The 15,418-nt window shown below is 59.5% G+C and carries 14 protein-coding genes; 7 read left to right on the forward strand and 7 right to left on the reverse strand.

Translation table 11 applies throughout. The annotated features are described in order from the left end of the window. Positions 1–5 precede the first annotated feature (5 nt). From gatB to BLL42_RS09470, 4 genes are all read left to right on the forward strand, one after another. Entirely contained in the window at positions 6–1,451 is a 1,446-nt protein-coding gene (gatB, locus tag BLL42_RS09455) for an Asp-tRNA(Asn)/Glu-tRNA(Gln) amidotransferase subunit GatB (RefSeq protein ID WP_071551820.1), read from the forward strand. A gap of 147 nt (positions 1,452–1,598) precedes the next feature. Next, positions 1,599–1,973, forward strand: a complete 375-nt coding sequence (locus tag BLL42_RS09460; RefSeq protein ID WP_071551821.1) for a septal ring lytic transglycosylase RlpA family protein — start codon at positions 1,599–1,601, stop codon at positions 1,971–1,973. Positions 1,974–2,023: 50 nt separating this feature from the next. Next, positions 2,024–3,094 carry a calcium/sodium antiporter gene (locus BLL42_RS09465; RefSeq protein ID WP_071551822.1) on the forward strand — a complete coding sequence of 357 codons (1,071 nt, stop codon included), beginning with the start codon at positions 2,024–2,026 and terminating at the stop codon, positions 3,092–3,094. Beyond that, entirely contained in the window at positions 3,091–3,483 is a 393-nt protein-coding gene (locus BLL42_RS09470; RefSeq protein ID WP_071551823.1) for a carboxymuconolactone decarboxylase family protein, read from the forward strand. The genes BLL42_RS09465 and BLL42_RS09470 overlap by 4 nt, the downstream gene beginning before the upstream one ends. A 96-nt stretch (positions 3,484–3,579) precedes the next feature. Here BLL42_RS09470 and BLL42_RS09475 read toward each other — a convergent pair whose 3' ends face one another. The 5 genes from BLL42_RS09475 to kdgD form a co-directional block, all read right to left on the reverse strand. Continuing rightward, complete coding sequence (locus BLL42_RS09475) at positions 3,580–4,521, reverse strand: AEC family transporter (RefSeq protein ID WP_071551824.1); 942 nt, start codon at positions 4,519–4,521, stop codon at positions 3,580–3,582. Positions 4,522–4,681: 160 nt separating this feature from the next. Further along, positions 4,682–6,235: a galactarate dehydratase gene (garD, locus tag BLL42_RS09480; protein WP_071551825.1), complete on the reverse strand. Its 1,554-nt coding sequence runs from the start codon at positions 6,233–6,235 to the stop codon at positions 4,682–4,684. Positions 6,236–6,246: 11 nt separating this feature from the next. Further along, positions 6,247–7,674, reverse strand: coding sequence for an MFS transporter (locus tag BLL42_RS09485; RefSeq protein ID WP_269086210.1), 1,428 nt, complete (start codon positions 7,672–7,674; stop codon positions 6,247–6,249). A gap of 24 nt (positions 7,675–7,698) precedes the next feature. Beyond that, positions 7,699–9,144, reverse strand: coding sequence for an aldehyde dehydrogenase family protein (locus BLL42_RS09490; RefSeq protein ID WP_071551827.1), 1,446 nt, complete (start codon positions 9,142–9,144; stop codon positions 7,699–7,701). Positions 9,145–9,218: 74 nt separating this feature from the next. Then, on the reverse strand, positions 9,219–10,130 hold the full coding sequence (kdgD, locus tag BLL42_RS09495) for a 5-dehydro-4-deoxyglucarate dehydratase (RefSeq protein WP_071551828.1): 912 nt from the start codon (positions 10,128–10,130) through the stop codon (positions 9,219–9,221). A gap of 236 nt (positions 10,131–10,366) precedes the next feature. Here kdgD and BLL42_RS09500 point away from each other — a divergent pair, with 236 nt between their 5' ends. The 3 genes from BLL42_RS09500 (at position 10,367) to BLL42_RS09510 (ending at position 12,703) form a co-directional block, all read left to right on the forward strand. Then, positions 10,367–11,986: a phospholipase gene (locus BLL42_RS09500; RefSeq protein ID WP_071551829.1), complete on the forward strand. Its 1,620-nt coding sequence runs from the start codon at positions 10,367–10,369 to the stop codon at positions 11,984–11,986. Between the two features lie 14 nt (positions 11,987–12,000). Continuing rightward, positions 12,001–12,192 carry a hypothetical protein gene (locus BLL42_RS09505; protein WP_071551830.1) on the forward strand — a complete coding sequence of 64 codons (192 nt, stop codon included), beginning with the start codon at positions 12,001–12,003 and terminating at the stop codon, positions 12,190–12,192. 133 nt (positions 12,193–12,325) lie between these two features. Further along, on the forward strand, positions 12,326–12,703 hold the full coding sequence (locus BLL42_RS09510; RefSeq protein WP_071551831.1) for a hypothetical protein: 378 nt from the start codon (positions 12,326–12,328) through the stop codon (positions 12,701–12,703). A gap of 24 nt (positions 12,704–12,727) precedes the next feature. Here the strand turns inward: BLL42_RS09510 and BLL42_RS09515 are convergent, their stop codons facing one another. Next, complete coding sequence (locus BLL42_RS09515) at positions 12,728–13,474, reverse strand: FadR/GntR family transcriptional regulator (RefSeq protein ID WP_174553329.1); 747 nt, start codon at positions 13,472–13,474, stop codon at positions 12,728–12,730. A gap of 179 nt (positions 13,475–13,653) precedes the next feature. Continuing rightward, entirely contained in the window at positions 13,654–15,381 is a 1,728-nt protein-coding gene (locus BLL42_RS09520) for an ABC transporter ATP-binding protein/permease (protein WP_071551833.1), read from the reverse strand. Positions 15,382–15,418: the final 37 nt, after the last annotated feature.

Raw genomic sequence — 15,418 nt, forward strand, 5'->3', positions numbered from 1 at the left:
AACACATGCAATGGGAAGTCGTGATCGGGCTGGAGATTCATACCCAGCTCGCCACCCAATCGAAGATTTTCTCCGGTAGTGCCACTACGTTTGGCTCCGAACCGAATACCCAGGCCAGCCTGATAGACCTGGGCATGCCCGGCGTGCTGCCAGTGCTGAACCAGGAAGCGGTGCGCATGGCGGTGATGTTCGGCCTGGCGATTGACGCCGAAATCGGCCAGCACAACGTGTTCGCCCGCAAGAACTACTTCTATCCAGACCTGCCGAAGGGCTACCAGATCAGCCAGATGGAATTGCCGATCGTCGGCAAGGGCCACCTGGACATCCCGCTGGAAGACGGCACGGTCAAACGCGTCGGCATCACCCGCGCGCACCTGGAAGAAGACGCCGGTAAAAGCCTGCACGAAGAATTCAACGGCGCCACCGGCATCGACTTGAACCGTGCCGGCACACCGCTGCTGGAAATCGTTTCCGAACCGGACATGCGCAGCGCCAAGGAAGCCGTGGCCTACGTCAAGTCGATCCACGCGCTGGTGCGCTACTTGGGGATCTGCGACGGCAACATGGCTGAAGGTTCGCTGCGTTGCGACTGCAACGTGTCGATCCGTCCAAAGGGCCAGGTTGAGTTCGGCACGCGCTGCGAGATCAAGAACGTCAACTCGTTCCGTTTCATCGAGAAGGCGATCAACACCGAAGTGCGTCGTCAGATCGAACTGATCGAAGACGGCGGCAAGGTGATCCAGCAGACGCGCCTGTACGACCCGAACAAAGACGAAACCCGCGCCATGCGCAGCAAAGAGGAAGCCAACGACTACCGTTACTTCCCCGATCCGGACCTGTTGCCGGTGGTCATCGAGGACTCGTTCCTCAATGACGTCCGCGCCACCCTGCCGGAACTGCCACCGCAAAAACGCGAGCGCTTCCAGGAGCAGTTCGGCCTGTCGGTCTACGATGCCAGCGTATTGGCGTCGAGCCGTGAGCAAGCGGACTACTTCGAAAAAGTCGTGAGCATCGCCGGTGACGCCAAACTGGCGGCCAACTGGGTCATGGTCGAGCTGGGCAGCCTGTTGAACAAGCAAGGCCTGGAAATCGACGAAGCACCGGTCTCGGCCGAGCAGTTGGGCGGCATGCTGTTGCGCATCAAGGACAACACCATCTCCGGCAAAATCGCCAAGACCGTGTTCGAAGCCATGGCCGGCGGCGAAGGCAGCGCAGACGAGATCATCGATAAGCGCGGCCTGAAGCAAGTCACCGACAGCGGCGCGATCTCGGCCGTACTCGACGAAATGCTCGCCGCCAACGCCGAACAGGTTGAACAGTACCGCGCGGCTGACGAAGCCAAACGCGGCAAGATGTTCGGCTTCTTCGTCGGCCAGGCGATGAAAGCCTCCAAAGGCAAAGCCAACCCGCAACAGGTCAACGAACTGCTGAAAAGCAAGCTCGAAGGCTAAACCGTGGTCTTGCGCCCGAGGATCGTTTCCACGCTCTGCGTGGGAATGCCGCCCCGGACGCTCCGCGTCCATCGCAATGTGACGCGGAGCGTCACGGGATGCGTTCTCACGCGAGAGCGTGGGAACGATCACTTGGGAGCTCTTTCAATGAAACGTCTGCTTGGCGCGTGCGCCCTGCTCTCTCTGCTGGCCGGTTGCGCCAGCACCGATGTCATCGATCCACACGGTTACGACAAGACCGGCGTGGCCTCGTACTACGGCGCCAAACACCAAGGTAAACGCACTGCCAGTGGCGAGCGTTTCAACCCCAATTCCCTGACCGCTGCCCATCGCCAGTTGCCGTTTGGCACCCGGGTGAAGGTCACCAACCTCAATAACGACAAATCCTGTGTCGTCCGTATCAACGATCGCGGGCCGCACACCCGTGGGCGCCTGATCGACCTGTCTCACGAAGCGGCCGGGCGCTTGGGCATGCTGGGCAGCGGCACCGCACGGGTTCGCGTGCAAGCCCTCGACAACTGACAGACGGAGCACCGATCATTTTCGGACTTGCCAATTTACCACTGCTCAGCGTGCTTCAACTGCTCGGTGGCCTGGTACTGCTGATCGCCGGCGCCGAGTTGCTGGTCCGCGCCGCCGCGCGCCTGGCCGCGCACTTGAAGGTGCGCCCGCTGATCATCGGCCTGACCGTCGTGGCCCTCGGCAGCAGCGCGCCGCAATTGGCCGTCAGCCTGCAAGCGACCCTCATGCAAAACACCGACATCGCAGTCGGTAGCGTGATTGGCAGCAACATCTTCAACATCCTCGTCACCCTCGGTCTCTCGGCGCTGATCATCCCGTTGCGGGTCTCCCGGCAACTGGTGCGCCTGGACATCCCGGTGATGATCGGCGCCAGTCTGCTGGTGTTTGCCCTGGCCTGGAATGAACAATTGACACCGCTCGACGGCACGATTCTGTTAGCCGCGCTGGTGTTTTACCTCGGGTTGTTACTGCGTCAGTCACGCCACTCGGTGCGCCCGCACAACACTCGGTCTGACGGCAACAACACATCCCGCGCGCCGTGGTTGAGCAGCGCGCTGCTGATGCTCGCCGGATTGGCATTACTGGTGTTTTCCGGGCATTTGCTGCTCAGCGCGGCGGTCGAGGTGGCGACCGAACTCGGCCTGTCGGAACGGATCATCGGCCTGACCATCATTGCCGTCAGCACTTCATTGCCGGAACTGGCGACCTCGCTGATCGCCGCCCTGCGTGGTCAACGCGACATCGCCGTGGGCAACGTGATCGGCAGTAATCTGTTCAACTTGCTGGGTGTGCTGGGCATCACCGCGCTGATTGCGCCGACGCCGCTGTCGGTATCGCCCAATGCGCTGGATTTTGACTTGCCGGTGATGCTGGCGGTCAGCGTGCTGTGTTTGCCGATGTTCTATTCGGGCTATCGAATTACCCGCGCCGAAGGCCTGCTGTTTCTGGCTTTGTACCTGGCTTATGGGCTGCATGTCGTGTCGTTTACCACGGGCATGCCGCTGGCCGGCAAGCTTGAACACCTGATGCTGTTTTTCGTCCTGCCGACGCTGGTGGCGTTTTTGCTGTTTACGTCACTGCGCGCCTGGCGCCGCCAACACAACAAGAGGGAATCGCCATGACCGACAAACCCGCCTCCAGCAAACCGACCGGCATTGAAGTGCGTCGACAGGTCATGGGCGACGCCTTCGTCGACCGCTCCATGGGCAATGCCACCGAGCTGACCCAACCGTTTCAGGAGTTCGTCAACGAACATGCCTGGGGCGCGGTATGGAACCGTGACGGTCTTGCGCTGAAAACTCGCAGCCTGATCACTCTCGCGGCGCTGACCTCGCTCAAGTGCCCGCAAGAACTCAAAGGCCACGTGCGTGGCGCACTGAACAACGGCTGCACCGTCGACGAGATCCGCGAAACGCTGATGCACTGCGCGGTCTACGCTGGCGTGCCAGCGGCGATGGAAGCGTTTCGTGCCGCGCAGGAAGTGATCGATAGCTACCAGAAGCCTGAATGATTTCGCGGCATTGAAAAGATCGCAGCCTGCGGCAGCTCAGTTGGAATGCGATCCTCCGTAGGAGCTGCCGAAGGCTGCGATCTTTTGATCTTTGCCTTAGATCCACCCGCCCCACTGCAACACAAAGATCCCGAGGTTGGTGGTCACCGCCGCCATCAACGTGGTGATGACGATGATCGCCGCCGCCAGTTCATGGTTGCCATTGGCCGCCCGGGCCATGACAAAACTGGCGGCGGCCGTCGGGCTGCCGAAGTACAGGAACAAAATCCCCAACTCCGCCCCGCGAAACCCCCAGAGCCAGGCACCCAGCGTGGCCAGGATCGGCAAGCCGATCATCTTCACCAGACTTGAACTCAACGCCAGATCACCGCTCTTGCGCAACGCCGCGAGCGACAGCGTGCCGCCAATGCAGATCAACGCAAGCGGCAAGGTCATCTGCGCCAGGTAATTGCCGGAAGTCTCCAGCCAGCCGGGCAGGCCGATCTTGAAATAAGCGAACGGCGCGGCAGATATCACACTGATGATCAACGGATTACTGAGCACGCTTTTGCAGATGCTCCAGGGATCGGACTTGATCACCGGGCTGTACACCGCCAGCACGATGGTCGACAGCGTGTTGTAAAACAGGATCACCAGCGCGGCAAGAATCGCCCCGAGAGAAATCCCGTAATCGCCGTACATGCTCGCCGCCAGCGCCAGGCCAATGACCCCGTTATTGCCGCGAAACGCGCCTTGGGTATAGATCCCGCGATCCTCTCGCGGGCAACGCCAGATCGCCCAGCCCCAGGCAATGGCGAAACACACCAGCGTCGCCAGCGAGAAATAGATCAGCAGCGCCGGTTTCAAGGCCGCGTGCAGGTCGGCATGCACGATCCCGAGAAACAGCAGCGCCGGCATGGTGACGTTGAACACCAGCGCCGAGGCGGTGTGGATAAAGTCGTCGTTGATCCAGTTGATACGCTTGAGCAGGACGCCCAAAAACAACATGGCAAAGACTGGCGCGGTGATGGTCAGCGTTTCGAGAAAGATTGCCAGCATGCCGGGTGAACCTTGAGGGGCGTCGTCAGGGGGCGAATGATAAGCCACTGCTGACACTTTAAGATCAAAAGATCACAGCCTGCGGCAGCTCCTACATTGGGTCGGCTTACATTCTGTAGGAGCTGCCGCAGGCTGCGATCTTTTCCCTGACGACTCGGTCTCAGGTGATAGGCGCCGGATTGAACAAGGTAATGTCGTTATGCAGCTTGTGCCGCTCCGCCCAGGTTTGCTTCCTGCCGCTGGCCACGTCCAGATAGAAATGAAACAACTCCCAGCCCAACTCCTCGATGGATGCACGTCCCGTGGCAATCCGCCCGGCATCGATGTCGATCAGATCCGGCCAACGTTGTGCCAATTCGGTTCGGGTCGAGACCTTGACCACCGGCGCCATCGCCAAGCCATAAGGTGTGCCCCGCCCGGTGGTGAACACGTGCAGGTTCATCCCGGCTGCCAGTTGCAAGGTACCGCAGACAAAATCACTGGCCGGCGTTGCACAGAAAATCAGCCCTTTGCGCTTGAACCGTTCGCCGGGGCCGAGCACGCCGTTGATCGCGCTGTTGCCGGATTTGACGATTGAGCCCAAAGACTTTTCGACAATGTTCGACAACCCGCCCTTCTTGTTACCCGGCGTGGTGTTGGCGCTGCGATCCGCTTCGCCCTTGGCCAGGTAACGGTCGTACCAGTCCATTTCACGCACCAGTTCCTGCGCGACCTCTTTGGTCTCCGCCCGCGAGGTCAGCAGATAGATCGCGTCACGCACTTCAGTGACTTCGGAAAACATCACCGTTGCCCCGGCCCGAAGCAGCAAGTCCGAGGCAAAACCCAGCGCCGGGTTGGCGGTGATTCCGGAAAACGCATCGCTGCCGCCGCACTGCATGCCGAGGATCAACTCGGACGCCGGCACGGTCTCGCGGCGGCGCTGGTCGAGTTTCTTCAGCCGGGTTTCGGCCAGCGCCATGATCTGTTCGATCATCTCGCTGAAACCGTGACTGGAATCCTGCAAGCGATACAACCACGGCTCGCTGAGGTCCACCGAACGGTCGTTCTCGTGCATCACCTGCCCGGCCTGCAATTTCTCGCAGCCGAGACTGATGACCAGCGCTTCGCCGCCCAGGTTCGGGTTGCGCGCCAGGTTGCGCACGGTGCGGATCGGGATGTAGGCGTCGGTGGCGGTAATGGCTACGCCGCAGCCGTAACTGTGAGTCAACGCGATCACGTCATCGACGTGCGGGTACTTGGGCAGCAACTCATCCTTGATGCGCTTGACCGCATGGTCGAGCACACCGGTGACGCACTGCACCGTGGTAGTGATCCCGAGAATGTTGCGCGTACCGACGGTGCCATCGGCATTGCGATAACCTTCGAAGGTGAAGCCTTCCAGCGGCGCTTGTGCGGCCGGCACTTCGGTGGAGAGCGGCAGGCTGTCCAGCGGTGGCGCAGTGGGCATGCGCAGTTGATCTTCCTTGACCCAACTACCCCGCGGGATCGGCTGCAAGGCGTAACCGATGGTCTGGCCGTAGCGAATCACCTGACCGCCTTCGGGAATATTATCCAGCGTCACCTTGTGGCTCTGAGGCACGAACTCCACGGTCACCAAGCCGTCCGGGAATTCAGTGCCGGCCGGTACACCCTGGTCATTGACCACGATCACCACGTTGTCGCGCTCGTGCAGCCGGATGTAGCGTGGCGAGTCGGAATGTTCAATCAACTGCATGACGCCGCTCCTCAGGAATGCGCTTGAGACAATGTGTTGGTCAGCTCGGAGCCATTGGCGGGTGGCTCTTTGAGTACCACGCGCTTGATCGGCCCGACGATCACCAGGTAGCTGAACACCGCGACCAGTGCATTGCAGCCGACAAACACCAGCGCCCATTTGAACGACCCGGTGGTACTGATGATGTAGCCAATCACGATCGGTGTGGTGATCGAAGCGATGTTGCCGAACATGTTGAACAGCCCGCCACTCAAGCCGGCGATCTGTTTTGGCGAGGTGTCGGAAACCACCGCCCAACCCAATGCGCCCACGCCTTTGCCGAAGAACGCCAGGGCCATGAAGCCCACGACTATCCATTCAATGTCCACGTAGTTGCAGGCCACGATACTGGTCGACAGCAACAGCCCACCGATGATCGGCGCCTTGCGGGCGAAGGTCAGCGAATGGCCCTTGCGCAGCAGATAGTCGGAAATGATCCCGCCCAGCACCCCACCGATAAACCCGCAGATTGCCGGCAGCGAGGCAATGAAACCGGCTTTGAGAATGGTCATGCCGCGTTCCTGCACCAGGTACACCGGGAACCAGGTCAGGAAGAAATAAGTGATGCCGTTGATGCAGTACTGGCCCAGGTACACGCCAAGCATCATGCGGTTGCTCAGCAGTTGGCGCACGTAATCCCACTTCGGCCCGTCGGTGCGTTTGCCCTGGTCGTGATCCATGTCCACCAGACCGCCATTGTCAGCAATATGCTTGAACTCGGCCTCGTTGATCATCGGATGCTGACGCGGACTGTGGATAACTTTCAGCCAGACCAGCGAGAACACGATGCCAATCCCGCCCATCACCATAAACACGTGCTGCCAGCCAAAGCTGTAGACAATCCAGCCCATCAGCGGTGCAAAGATCACGGTGGCGAAGTATTGCGCCGAGTTAAAAATCGCTGAAGCGGTACCGCGCTCGGCGGTCGGGAACCAGGCCGCGACAATTCGCGCATTGCCAGGAAAGGACGGCGCTTCGGCCAGGCCCACCAGAAAGCGCAACATGAACAGCGCGACGATGGCGGTGGAGACGCCGAACTCACCGACATAGCCTTGCAGCACGGTGAACAGCGACCAGGTGAAGATGCTCAGGGCATAGACTTTTTTCGAGCCGAAGCGGTCGAGCAGCCAGCCGCCGGGGATCTGACCGGCCACGTAGGCCCAACCGAAGGCGGAGAAGATGTAGCCAAGGGTGACGGCGTCGATACCCAGGTCTTTTTGCAGGCTGGAGCCCGCGATGGCGATGGTGGCACGGTCGGCGTAGTTGATCGTGGTCACCAGAAACAGCATGAGCAGGATTAAATAGCGGACGTGGGTCGGCTTGGTCGCTTGCATGTAGATGTACTCCCACTGATTATTTTTATGCGCGGGTGAATCTTTTGTATCCGCGGTATCCGGCAAAACCGGATGCCGCGGTGTTGCGTGTTACGAGCCGATATAGGAAGTCTTCACCACGGTGTAGAACTCCTGCGCGTAGCGACCTTGCTCCCGCGATCCATAGGATGAACCTTTTCGGCCACCAAAGGGCACGTGGTAATCGACGCCGGCGGTCGGCAAATTAACCATCACCATCCCGGCCTGGGAGTGGCGTTTGAAGTGGTTGGCGTACTTCAGCGACGTGGTGGCGATGCCCGCCGACAAACCGAATTCGGTGTCATTGGCCATGGTCAGTGCCGCCTCGTAATCAGCCACCCGGACAATGTTGGCCACCGGGCCGAAGATCTCTTCGCGACTGATACGCATGGCCGCCTCACTGTCGGCAAACAGTGTTGGCGCGAGGTAATAGCCTTCGGTGTCGCAGGTCACCAAGCCACCACCGCTGACCAGTCGCGCACCTTCGGACTGGCCGATGTCGATGTACTTCAAATCCTGTTCCAGCTGTGCCTGGGAAACCACCGGGCCGATGTCGGTGTCGCTCTTCAGGGCATGCCCGACCTTGATCGACTTCATCCGCTCAGCCATCGCCTCGACGAATTTGTCATGAATCCCGGCAGTGACGATCAAGCGGCTCGATGCCGTGCAACGCTGACCGGTGGAATAAAACGCACTCTGCACCGACAGCTCGACAGCGTGTTTGAGGTCGGCGTCGTCGAGAATGATCTGCGGGTTCTTGCCACCCATTTCCAACTGCACCTTGGCCTGACGCGACACACAGTTAACCGCGATCTGCCGGCCTACGCCCACCGAGCCGGTGAAGCTGATGCCGTCGACTTTCGGGCTGTTGACCATGGCGTCGCCGATCACTCGACCGCTGCCCATCACCAGGTTGAACACCCCAGCCGGGAAACCGGCACGGGAGATAATCTCGGCCAGCGCCCAGGCGCAACCGGGCACCAGTTCCGCCGGTTTGAGCACCACGCAGTTGCCATAGGCCAGGGCCGGGGCGATCTTCCACGCCGGGATCGCAATCGGGAAGTTCCACGGAGTGATCAGACCCACCACGCCAAGGGCTTCGCGGGTGACTTCAACGTTGACACCCGGACGCACCGACGGCAGGTAATCGCCAGACAGACGCAGGCATTCACCGGCGAAGAACTTGAAAATGTTGCCGGCGCGGGACACTTCGCCGATGGCCTCAGGCAGGGTCTTGCCCTCCTCCCGCGCCAGCAAGGTACCCAGCTCTTCGCGACGAGCGAGGATTTCGCTGCCGACTTTATCCAGGGCATCGCTGCGAGCCTGAATACCCGAGGTCGACCAGGCCGGGAATGCAGCACGAGCGGCGTCGATGGCGGCATTCACTTGGCCCAGGTCAGCCTTGGCGTATTCGCCAATGACATCGGACAACTCGGACGGATTGATATTGGTCGAGTACTCGGCACCCGCGACCCATTGGCCGCCGATGAAGTTGTCGAATCGTTTTACGTCTGCCACAGCACTTTCCCCTTAACAGAAGTCCTTACACAAAAGGCCGCCGATGGCTCAGCGGCCCTGGTTGATTCAGCGGGTTATTGCGCGCCCTGCTTATCCATCAACGCCGCGAGCATTTCGAACTCTTCTGGCGTCAAGTCCGTCAGCGGGGTACGTACTGGACCGGCATCGTAGCCGGCGATTTTCGCGCCCGCCTTGACGATGCTCACCGCGTAACCCGACTTGCGGTTACGGATATCCAGGTAAGGCAGGAAGAAGTCATCGATCAGTTTGCCAACGGTAGCGTGATCGTCGCGAGCGATGGCGTGGTAGAAATCCATCGCCATTTTCGGCAGGAAGTTGAACACCGCCGAGGAGTAAACCGGCACACCCAACGCCTTGTAGGCGGCGGCATAAACCTCTGCGGTCGGCAGGCCGCCGAGGTAGCTGAAGCGATCACCAAGGCGGCGACGGATCGACACCATCAATTCGATATCGCCCAGGCCATCCTTGTAGCCGATCAGGTTCGGGCAGCGCTCGGCCAGGCGTTCCAGCAACGGCGCGGTCAGGCGGCAGACATTGCGGTTATAAACCACCACGCCGATCTTCACCGACTTGCACACCGCCTCAACATGGGCGGCAACGCCGTCCTGGCTGGCTTCGGTCAGGTAATGCGGCAGCAGCAACAGGCCTTTGGCGCCCAGACGCTCGGCTTCCTGAGCGTACTCGATGGCCTGACGCGTGGAACCGCCGACTCCGGCAAGGATCGGCACGCTGCTGGCGCAGGTGTCGACCGCAGTCTTGATGATTTCCGAATATTCGCTGGCCGCCAGGGAGAAGAACTCACCGGTGCCGCCCGCGGCGAACAACGCCGAAGCGCCATACGGGGCCAGCCATTCGAGACGCTTGATATAGCCCGAGCGATGGAAATCGCCCTGAGCATTGAAATCGGTAACCGGGAAGGACAGCAAACCGGAGGAGAGGATGGACTTCAGTTCTTGTGGATTCATTATTCGAACACCCTGGACGCACGTTGTGATGAGAAAACCCGTTCAGCTCTCGCCGAAGTTGTAAGTCATCGTACAACTTAAAATACAACCGTCAACTGCATTTCATCGTCAGATGGAAAATCCGAATCAGAAAAACCACTTCCTTGACGTAGGAAAATTTCCAGCTATGCTCGACAACAACTGTATATACATACAGTTATTCAAGATCCAACCTACGACATATCAAGGAGCCAGAAATGTCAGGTTTACACACCCAATCGCAGGAAAACCTCAAACACGAAGATCGAATCATTGCCGATCTGGATCAGCTGTTTACCGAACGTGGCATTGCCATTTCCGGTGACGGTAATCATCTGACACTGATGATTCACAGCCATCAAGGCCCCAAACATCACACACCCGGTCTGACTGGACAATCGCTGAAAACCCAGCCTTCACTGCGCTTCGAAGGCGGAGAACACACCGCCATCGGCGATGCCACCCTGCTGCGTTTCGTCAAAGACGCACCGGCAATTGCGGCCTGGCAAGTGCCCTTGCACCTGCCCAATGGCTTGGCGCTGACCTACGGCCAAATCGTTTCGTTAGGCGGTGATTTCTACGGCATTCCCGACCAGCCGATCTGCGACGGCGCGACCCCGGTTGATCGCATCCAGCGCTTTACCAACGCGTTCAACTCGCTGGCCGTATTGCCAGCGTCGCGAGCAGAAGCCGGGCTGATTCTCGGCGTGATGCAGAAGGAAATCGTCGCCGCCAACCAAGCGATCAAGGACGGCAAGCAACCCCACGAGGCCTACGACGCCCTGGGTGATACGTTGTCCGAAGAGTGGAACAAGATCACTGGCGGTGGCAGTTTCGTCTCGGCACTGTTTCCCCTGGGGCGTTATCTGAAACTGGCGGCGAACAACACCGACCACTTCGGCGAATGGGCGCTGCTGGCGTATATCGCCGGACACACTGCTGCCCTGCAACAGGCCGTTCTGGCACGTAACAGTGGCGATGACAAACAGCTGGAACTGGCCTACGCGATGAACGCCTTTGCCGATCACTACCTGACCGACCTGTTCTCTGCCGGGCATCTGCGGATTCCGCGTAAACAACTGGCGGCGGTGGTGACGCCGAGTGACCTGGGTTCGTTGATCACCCGCTTCATGCACGACGAAGACAGCAAATACGGCCTCAACGTGAACAACGCCAACGGCGATCAATGGCATGCCTACGGCGACAAACGCTACTTCGACTCGGTCGACAGCGCCAACCGCAGACAGGTCAAACTCGCGGTACAGCGCTCGGCCGATGAAGTCTTCGACACCTTCCTCAGCGGCGTTATGCCCACCCCTTCCAGCTACGTCGCGCTGAAGTACCTGCCAGACCTTAACGCCGTGAAAAAACCGCTGGGTAACTTCTCCGGGTTATTTGTTCTGGACGGCAACAAGGTGCTGCGCCGCAGCGACGTCAACAACCTTAACGACACTAACCGGATCGACAACTGGTGGGGTTGGAGCACCTACCTGCTGCTCAAGGATTACACCCCGAACAAACCGGCCGGCTATCTGCAATCCCCCACCGTCGCCCCGACGATCCAGGCCGATGGATGGCAGAGTCAAACACCCGGCGAACCCAACTGGTTACCTGGCAATGCCGTGCGTTACGCCTTCAGCTACAGCCACGGCTTGAACGAGTCCTACATCGGCCCTTGGTCGAATTACGCCGAACTGAGCGATCGCTTCCAGCCGACGCTGAACGTTCCGGGCAACGGTGCCTCACGCAACCTCTTCCGCCAGTTCCGTGGTGGCTCGCCGGAGCTGATCGGCTCGATCGACGCCCACACCACCACGTTCATTGACCGCAACGCCTGATAAGGAAATCACTGATGACTATCAACCTGACACTCGAACTGGCCTCGGGCCAATCCCTCAACGGAGCACCGCTGGAGTTGCTGGCCAACGGCGTACCGGTTGCTCGGGCGACTGTGGATGACAAGGGCCGTGTGGCGTTTGATACCAGGCCCGTAACCGGAAAACTGGCGGTGAGGGTGGATCGTTCGATCCTCAAGACCGGTTAAGCCCAGCACCACTGCGCCGCAGTCTTGTAATGCTTGGTCATGATCGTTTCCAGTACGTCATGAAAGAGCACTCTACAGTGTGTCGCCGCCCCTGAATGGTCACGGACGGCTTCACATGGAGTGATGACTTATCATGAGTTTTTCGATCCCGATGCTGACCCAATTCCCTGTCAGCACACCTGCAAAGGAAACGACGGTCACGTTATCGAGCCTGAGTGGCGCCCTGAAAGTCCAGATTCCTGACTCAGACGAAATCCCCGCAAATTGGGGCGTTTATCTGATCCTCGGAGCGGATTATGAATCCCCTGACTGGGCCGGCCCTGAAGAACCCACCGGAGTCTACGACGACGCCTGCGACGACCTGATAAAAGTAACGGGCGTTGAACTGGAAGTGCCTGAAGCAGAGCTGGAAAAATACAAGAACAGCACCATCGAACTACGTTACAAGTTCTCGGATGAGTCCAGCTTGACTCCGTGTTCGGAACCCGTAGTGCTTCGTATCGAAGACTAAGCGCTCACCCGATCAGCCCCTCTATCAACGCTGCGCCTCTGCCTCTTCATGAGCATGGCGCAGTCGTTCGCGGCTGTTGGTCAGGTGCAGGCGCATGGCCGCACGAGCCGCATCCGAATCCTGGCGGGCAATCGCCTCATAGATTTCTTCGTGCTCGCGAGCCAGACGATTCATGTAGTGCTGCTGGTCATCGTGGGCCAGCCGCGCAGAATTGAGCCGGGTACGCGGAATAATGCTCGTGCCCAGGTGGGTCATGATATCGGTGAAATAGCGGTTGCCGGTGGCCAGCGCAATCTGCAAATGGAACTGGAAGTCCGATACCACCGCATCGCCTGCGTGGGCTGCGCTTTCGTTCAAGGCATCCAGCGCGGCACGCATCAAGGCCAACTGCTCGGGGCTGCGGCGTTGCGCGGCCAAGCCAGCGGACTCCACTTCCAGACTGATGCGCAACTCCAGAATCGCCAGCACATCACGCAAGGTCACCACGGTGGCCGGATCGATGCGAAAGCCGCTTGGGCTCGGGGTGTCGAGTACAAACGTGCCGATGCCATGACGGGTCTCAACCTGCCCCGCCGCCTGCAAACGCGATATCGCTTCACGCACGACGGTGCGGCTGACGCCATGGGCTTCCATGATCGCCGACTCGGTGGGCAACTTGTCGCCCCGCTTGAGCATGCCATCGCGAATCTGCTCGGACAGCACCGTGACCAGTTCCTGCGCGAGGCTGCGGCGCTTGCGGGGAAGACGAGGGGCGTCGATCGGGTTTTCCATGGTGAACATCAGTCTCAGACAAGCGGTTGAGCACGCATCATAGCGCAGCGCGGTTGTACGATCACTGTCGAGCGACAACACATCCGACGTAGGAGCTGGCGTAGCCTGCGATCTTTTGCCTTTAAAAAATCAGATCAAAAGATCGCAGCCTGCGGCAGCTCCTACGACAGGGGAAGCGCCTACGCGGTGACCGTCTGCTCCAGCAGATGGCCACTGTCGATGCGTACATGCCGTGGATGGAAACGTTTCAGGCTGCTGCGATGGCCGACGCTGACGATGCTCAGGCCTGGCAAGTGATCGATCAGTGCCTGATACAGCGACGCCTCATCTTCTTCGTCCATCGCCGAGGTCGCTTCGTCCATATACAGCCACTGCGGGGCGTAGAGCAACGCACGGGCAAAGGCCAGACGTTGCTGCTCGCCCGGCGACAACAGGCGTTGCCAGTGATTGGCTTCGTCGAGACGCGGTACCAGATGCGGCAATCGGCACGCCTCCAGCACCTGCACATAGCGCTCATGCGGATAGGTGTCGCCGGACTGTGGATAACTCAGGGCTTCACGCAGGCTGCCAATCGGCAGGTACGGCTTTTGCGGCAGGAACAGGTAGCGTGCAGCTGGCAAGCGAATACTGCCGTGCCCCGCCGGCCAGAGCCCACCCATCGCCCGTAGCAAGGTACTTTTACCACTGCCGGAACGGCCACTGAGCATCAGTCGGTCACCTTGCTCCACGGTCATGTCGGCATTGGTCAGCAAATGACGACCGTCAGCGAGGTCGAGGCCCACATGCTGCACCTTCAACTCATCGCCCTGATGCTGCACATCAATGGCCGGCTGACGCTCTTCGTTTTCACTCATGGCCTGATGGAAACTCAGCAAACGGTCGCAGGTAGCACGCCATGAGGCGAGTTCCGAGTACGCGCTGATGAACCAGCTGAAGCTCTCCTGGACGTTGCCGAAAGCCGAGCTGATCTGCATCAGTTCACCGAGTTCGATCTTGCCGGCGAAGTAGCGCGGTGCGGCAACCATGAACGGGAAGATGATCGCGATCTGGCTGTAACCGGAAGTGAAGAAGGTCAGGCGCTTGGACACTTTCATGATGTCCCAGAAGTTGTGCCAGACCTTGCCGAACCGTGTGCTCAAACGCTGCTGTTCGTTCGGCTCGCCGTTGTACAGGGCGATACTCTCGGCGTTTTCACGAACCCGAACCATGGAAAAACGCAGGTCGGCTTCGAAGCGTTGTTGCTGGTTGTTCAGACCGATCAAGCGGCGACCGATCAAATGCGTCAGCCAGCTACCAACCGCCGCATAGACCACCACGCACCAGAACATGTAGCCGGGAATGGTAAAGCCAAGCACTTCAATGCTGCCCGACACGCCCCACAGGATGATCGAGAACGACACCAGGCTGACGACATTGCGGATCAGCCCCAGTCCCAGCCCCAGGGTATTGGAAGTGAAGTTGTTGAGGTCTTCGGAAATCCGCTGGTCCGGGTTATCGGTGTAACCGCCCTGCTCCAGCTGGTAGTAGTTCTTGTCGCCGAGCCAGCGGGCAAAGTGCTTCTCGGTGAGCCAGGCCCGCCAGCGGATGGTCAACATCTGGGTCAGGTAGAGCCGGTACACCGCACCGATAATCGCCACCGCGGCAATTGCGCAGAAATACAGGATCAGCCGCCAGAACGACGCTTCATCCTTCTGTTGCAAGGCGTTGTAGAAGTCTTTGTACCAGGTGTTGAACCACACCGAGATCCCCACGCTGATCAGCGATAGCGCGATCACCGCGATCAGCAGCGTCCAGGCCTTGCCCTTCTCCTCACTGCGCCAGTACGGCGTGACCATCTGCCAGACACGGCGAAAAAACTGCCCGCGCACAGTGTCGTTGACCGCGGAATATTCAGCGTTCTGATTCATGCTTCAGACTCGATAAAGAAAAGAACAGGCACGAACC

It is taken from the genome of Pseudomonas frederiksbergensis (assembly GCF_001874645.1).
GTDB lineage: Bacteria > Pseudomonadota > Gammaproteobacteria > Pseudomonadales > Pseudomonadaceae > Aquipseudomonas > Aquipseudomonas frederiksbergensis_B.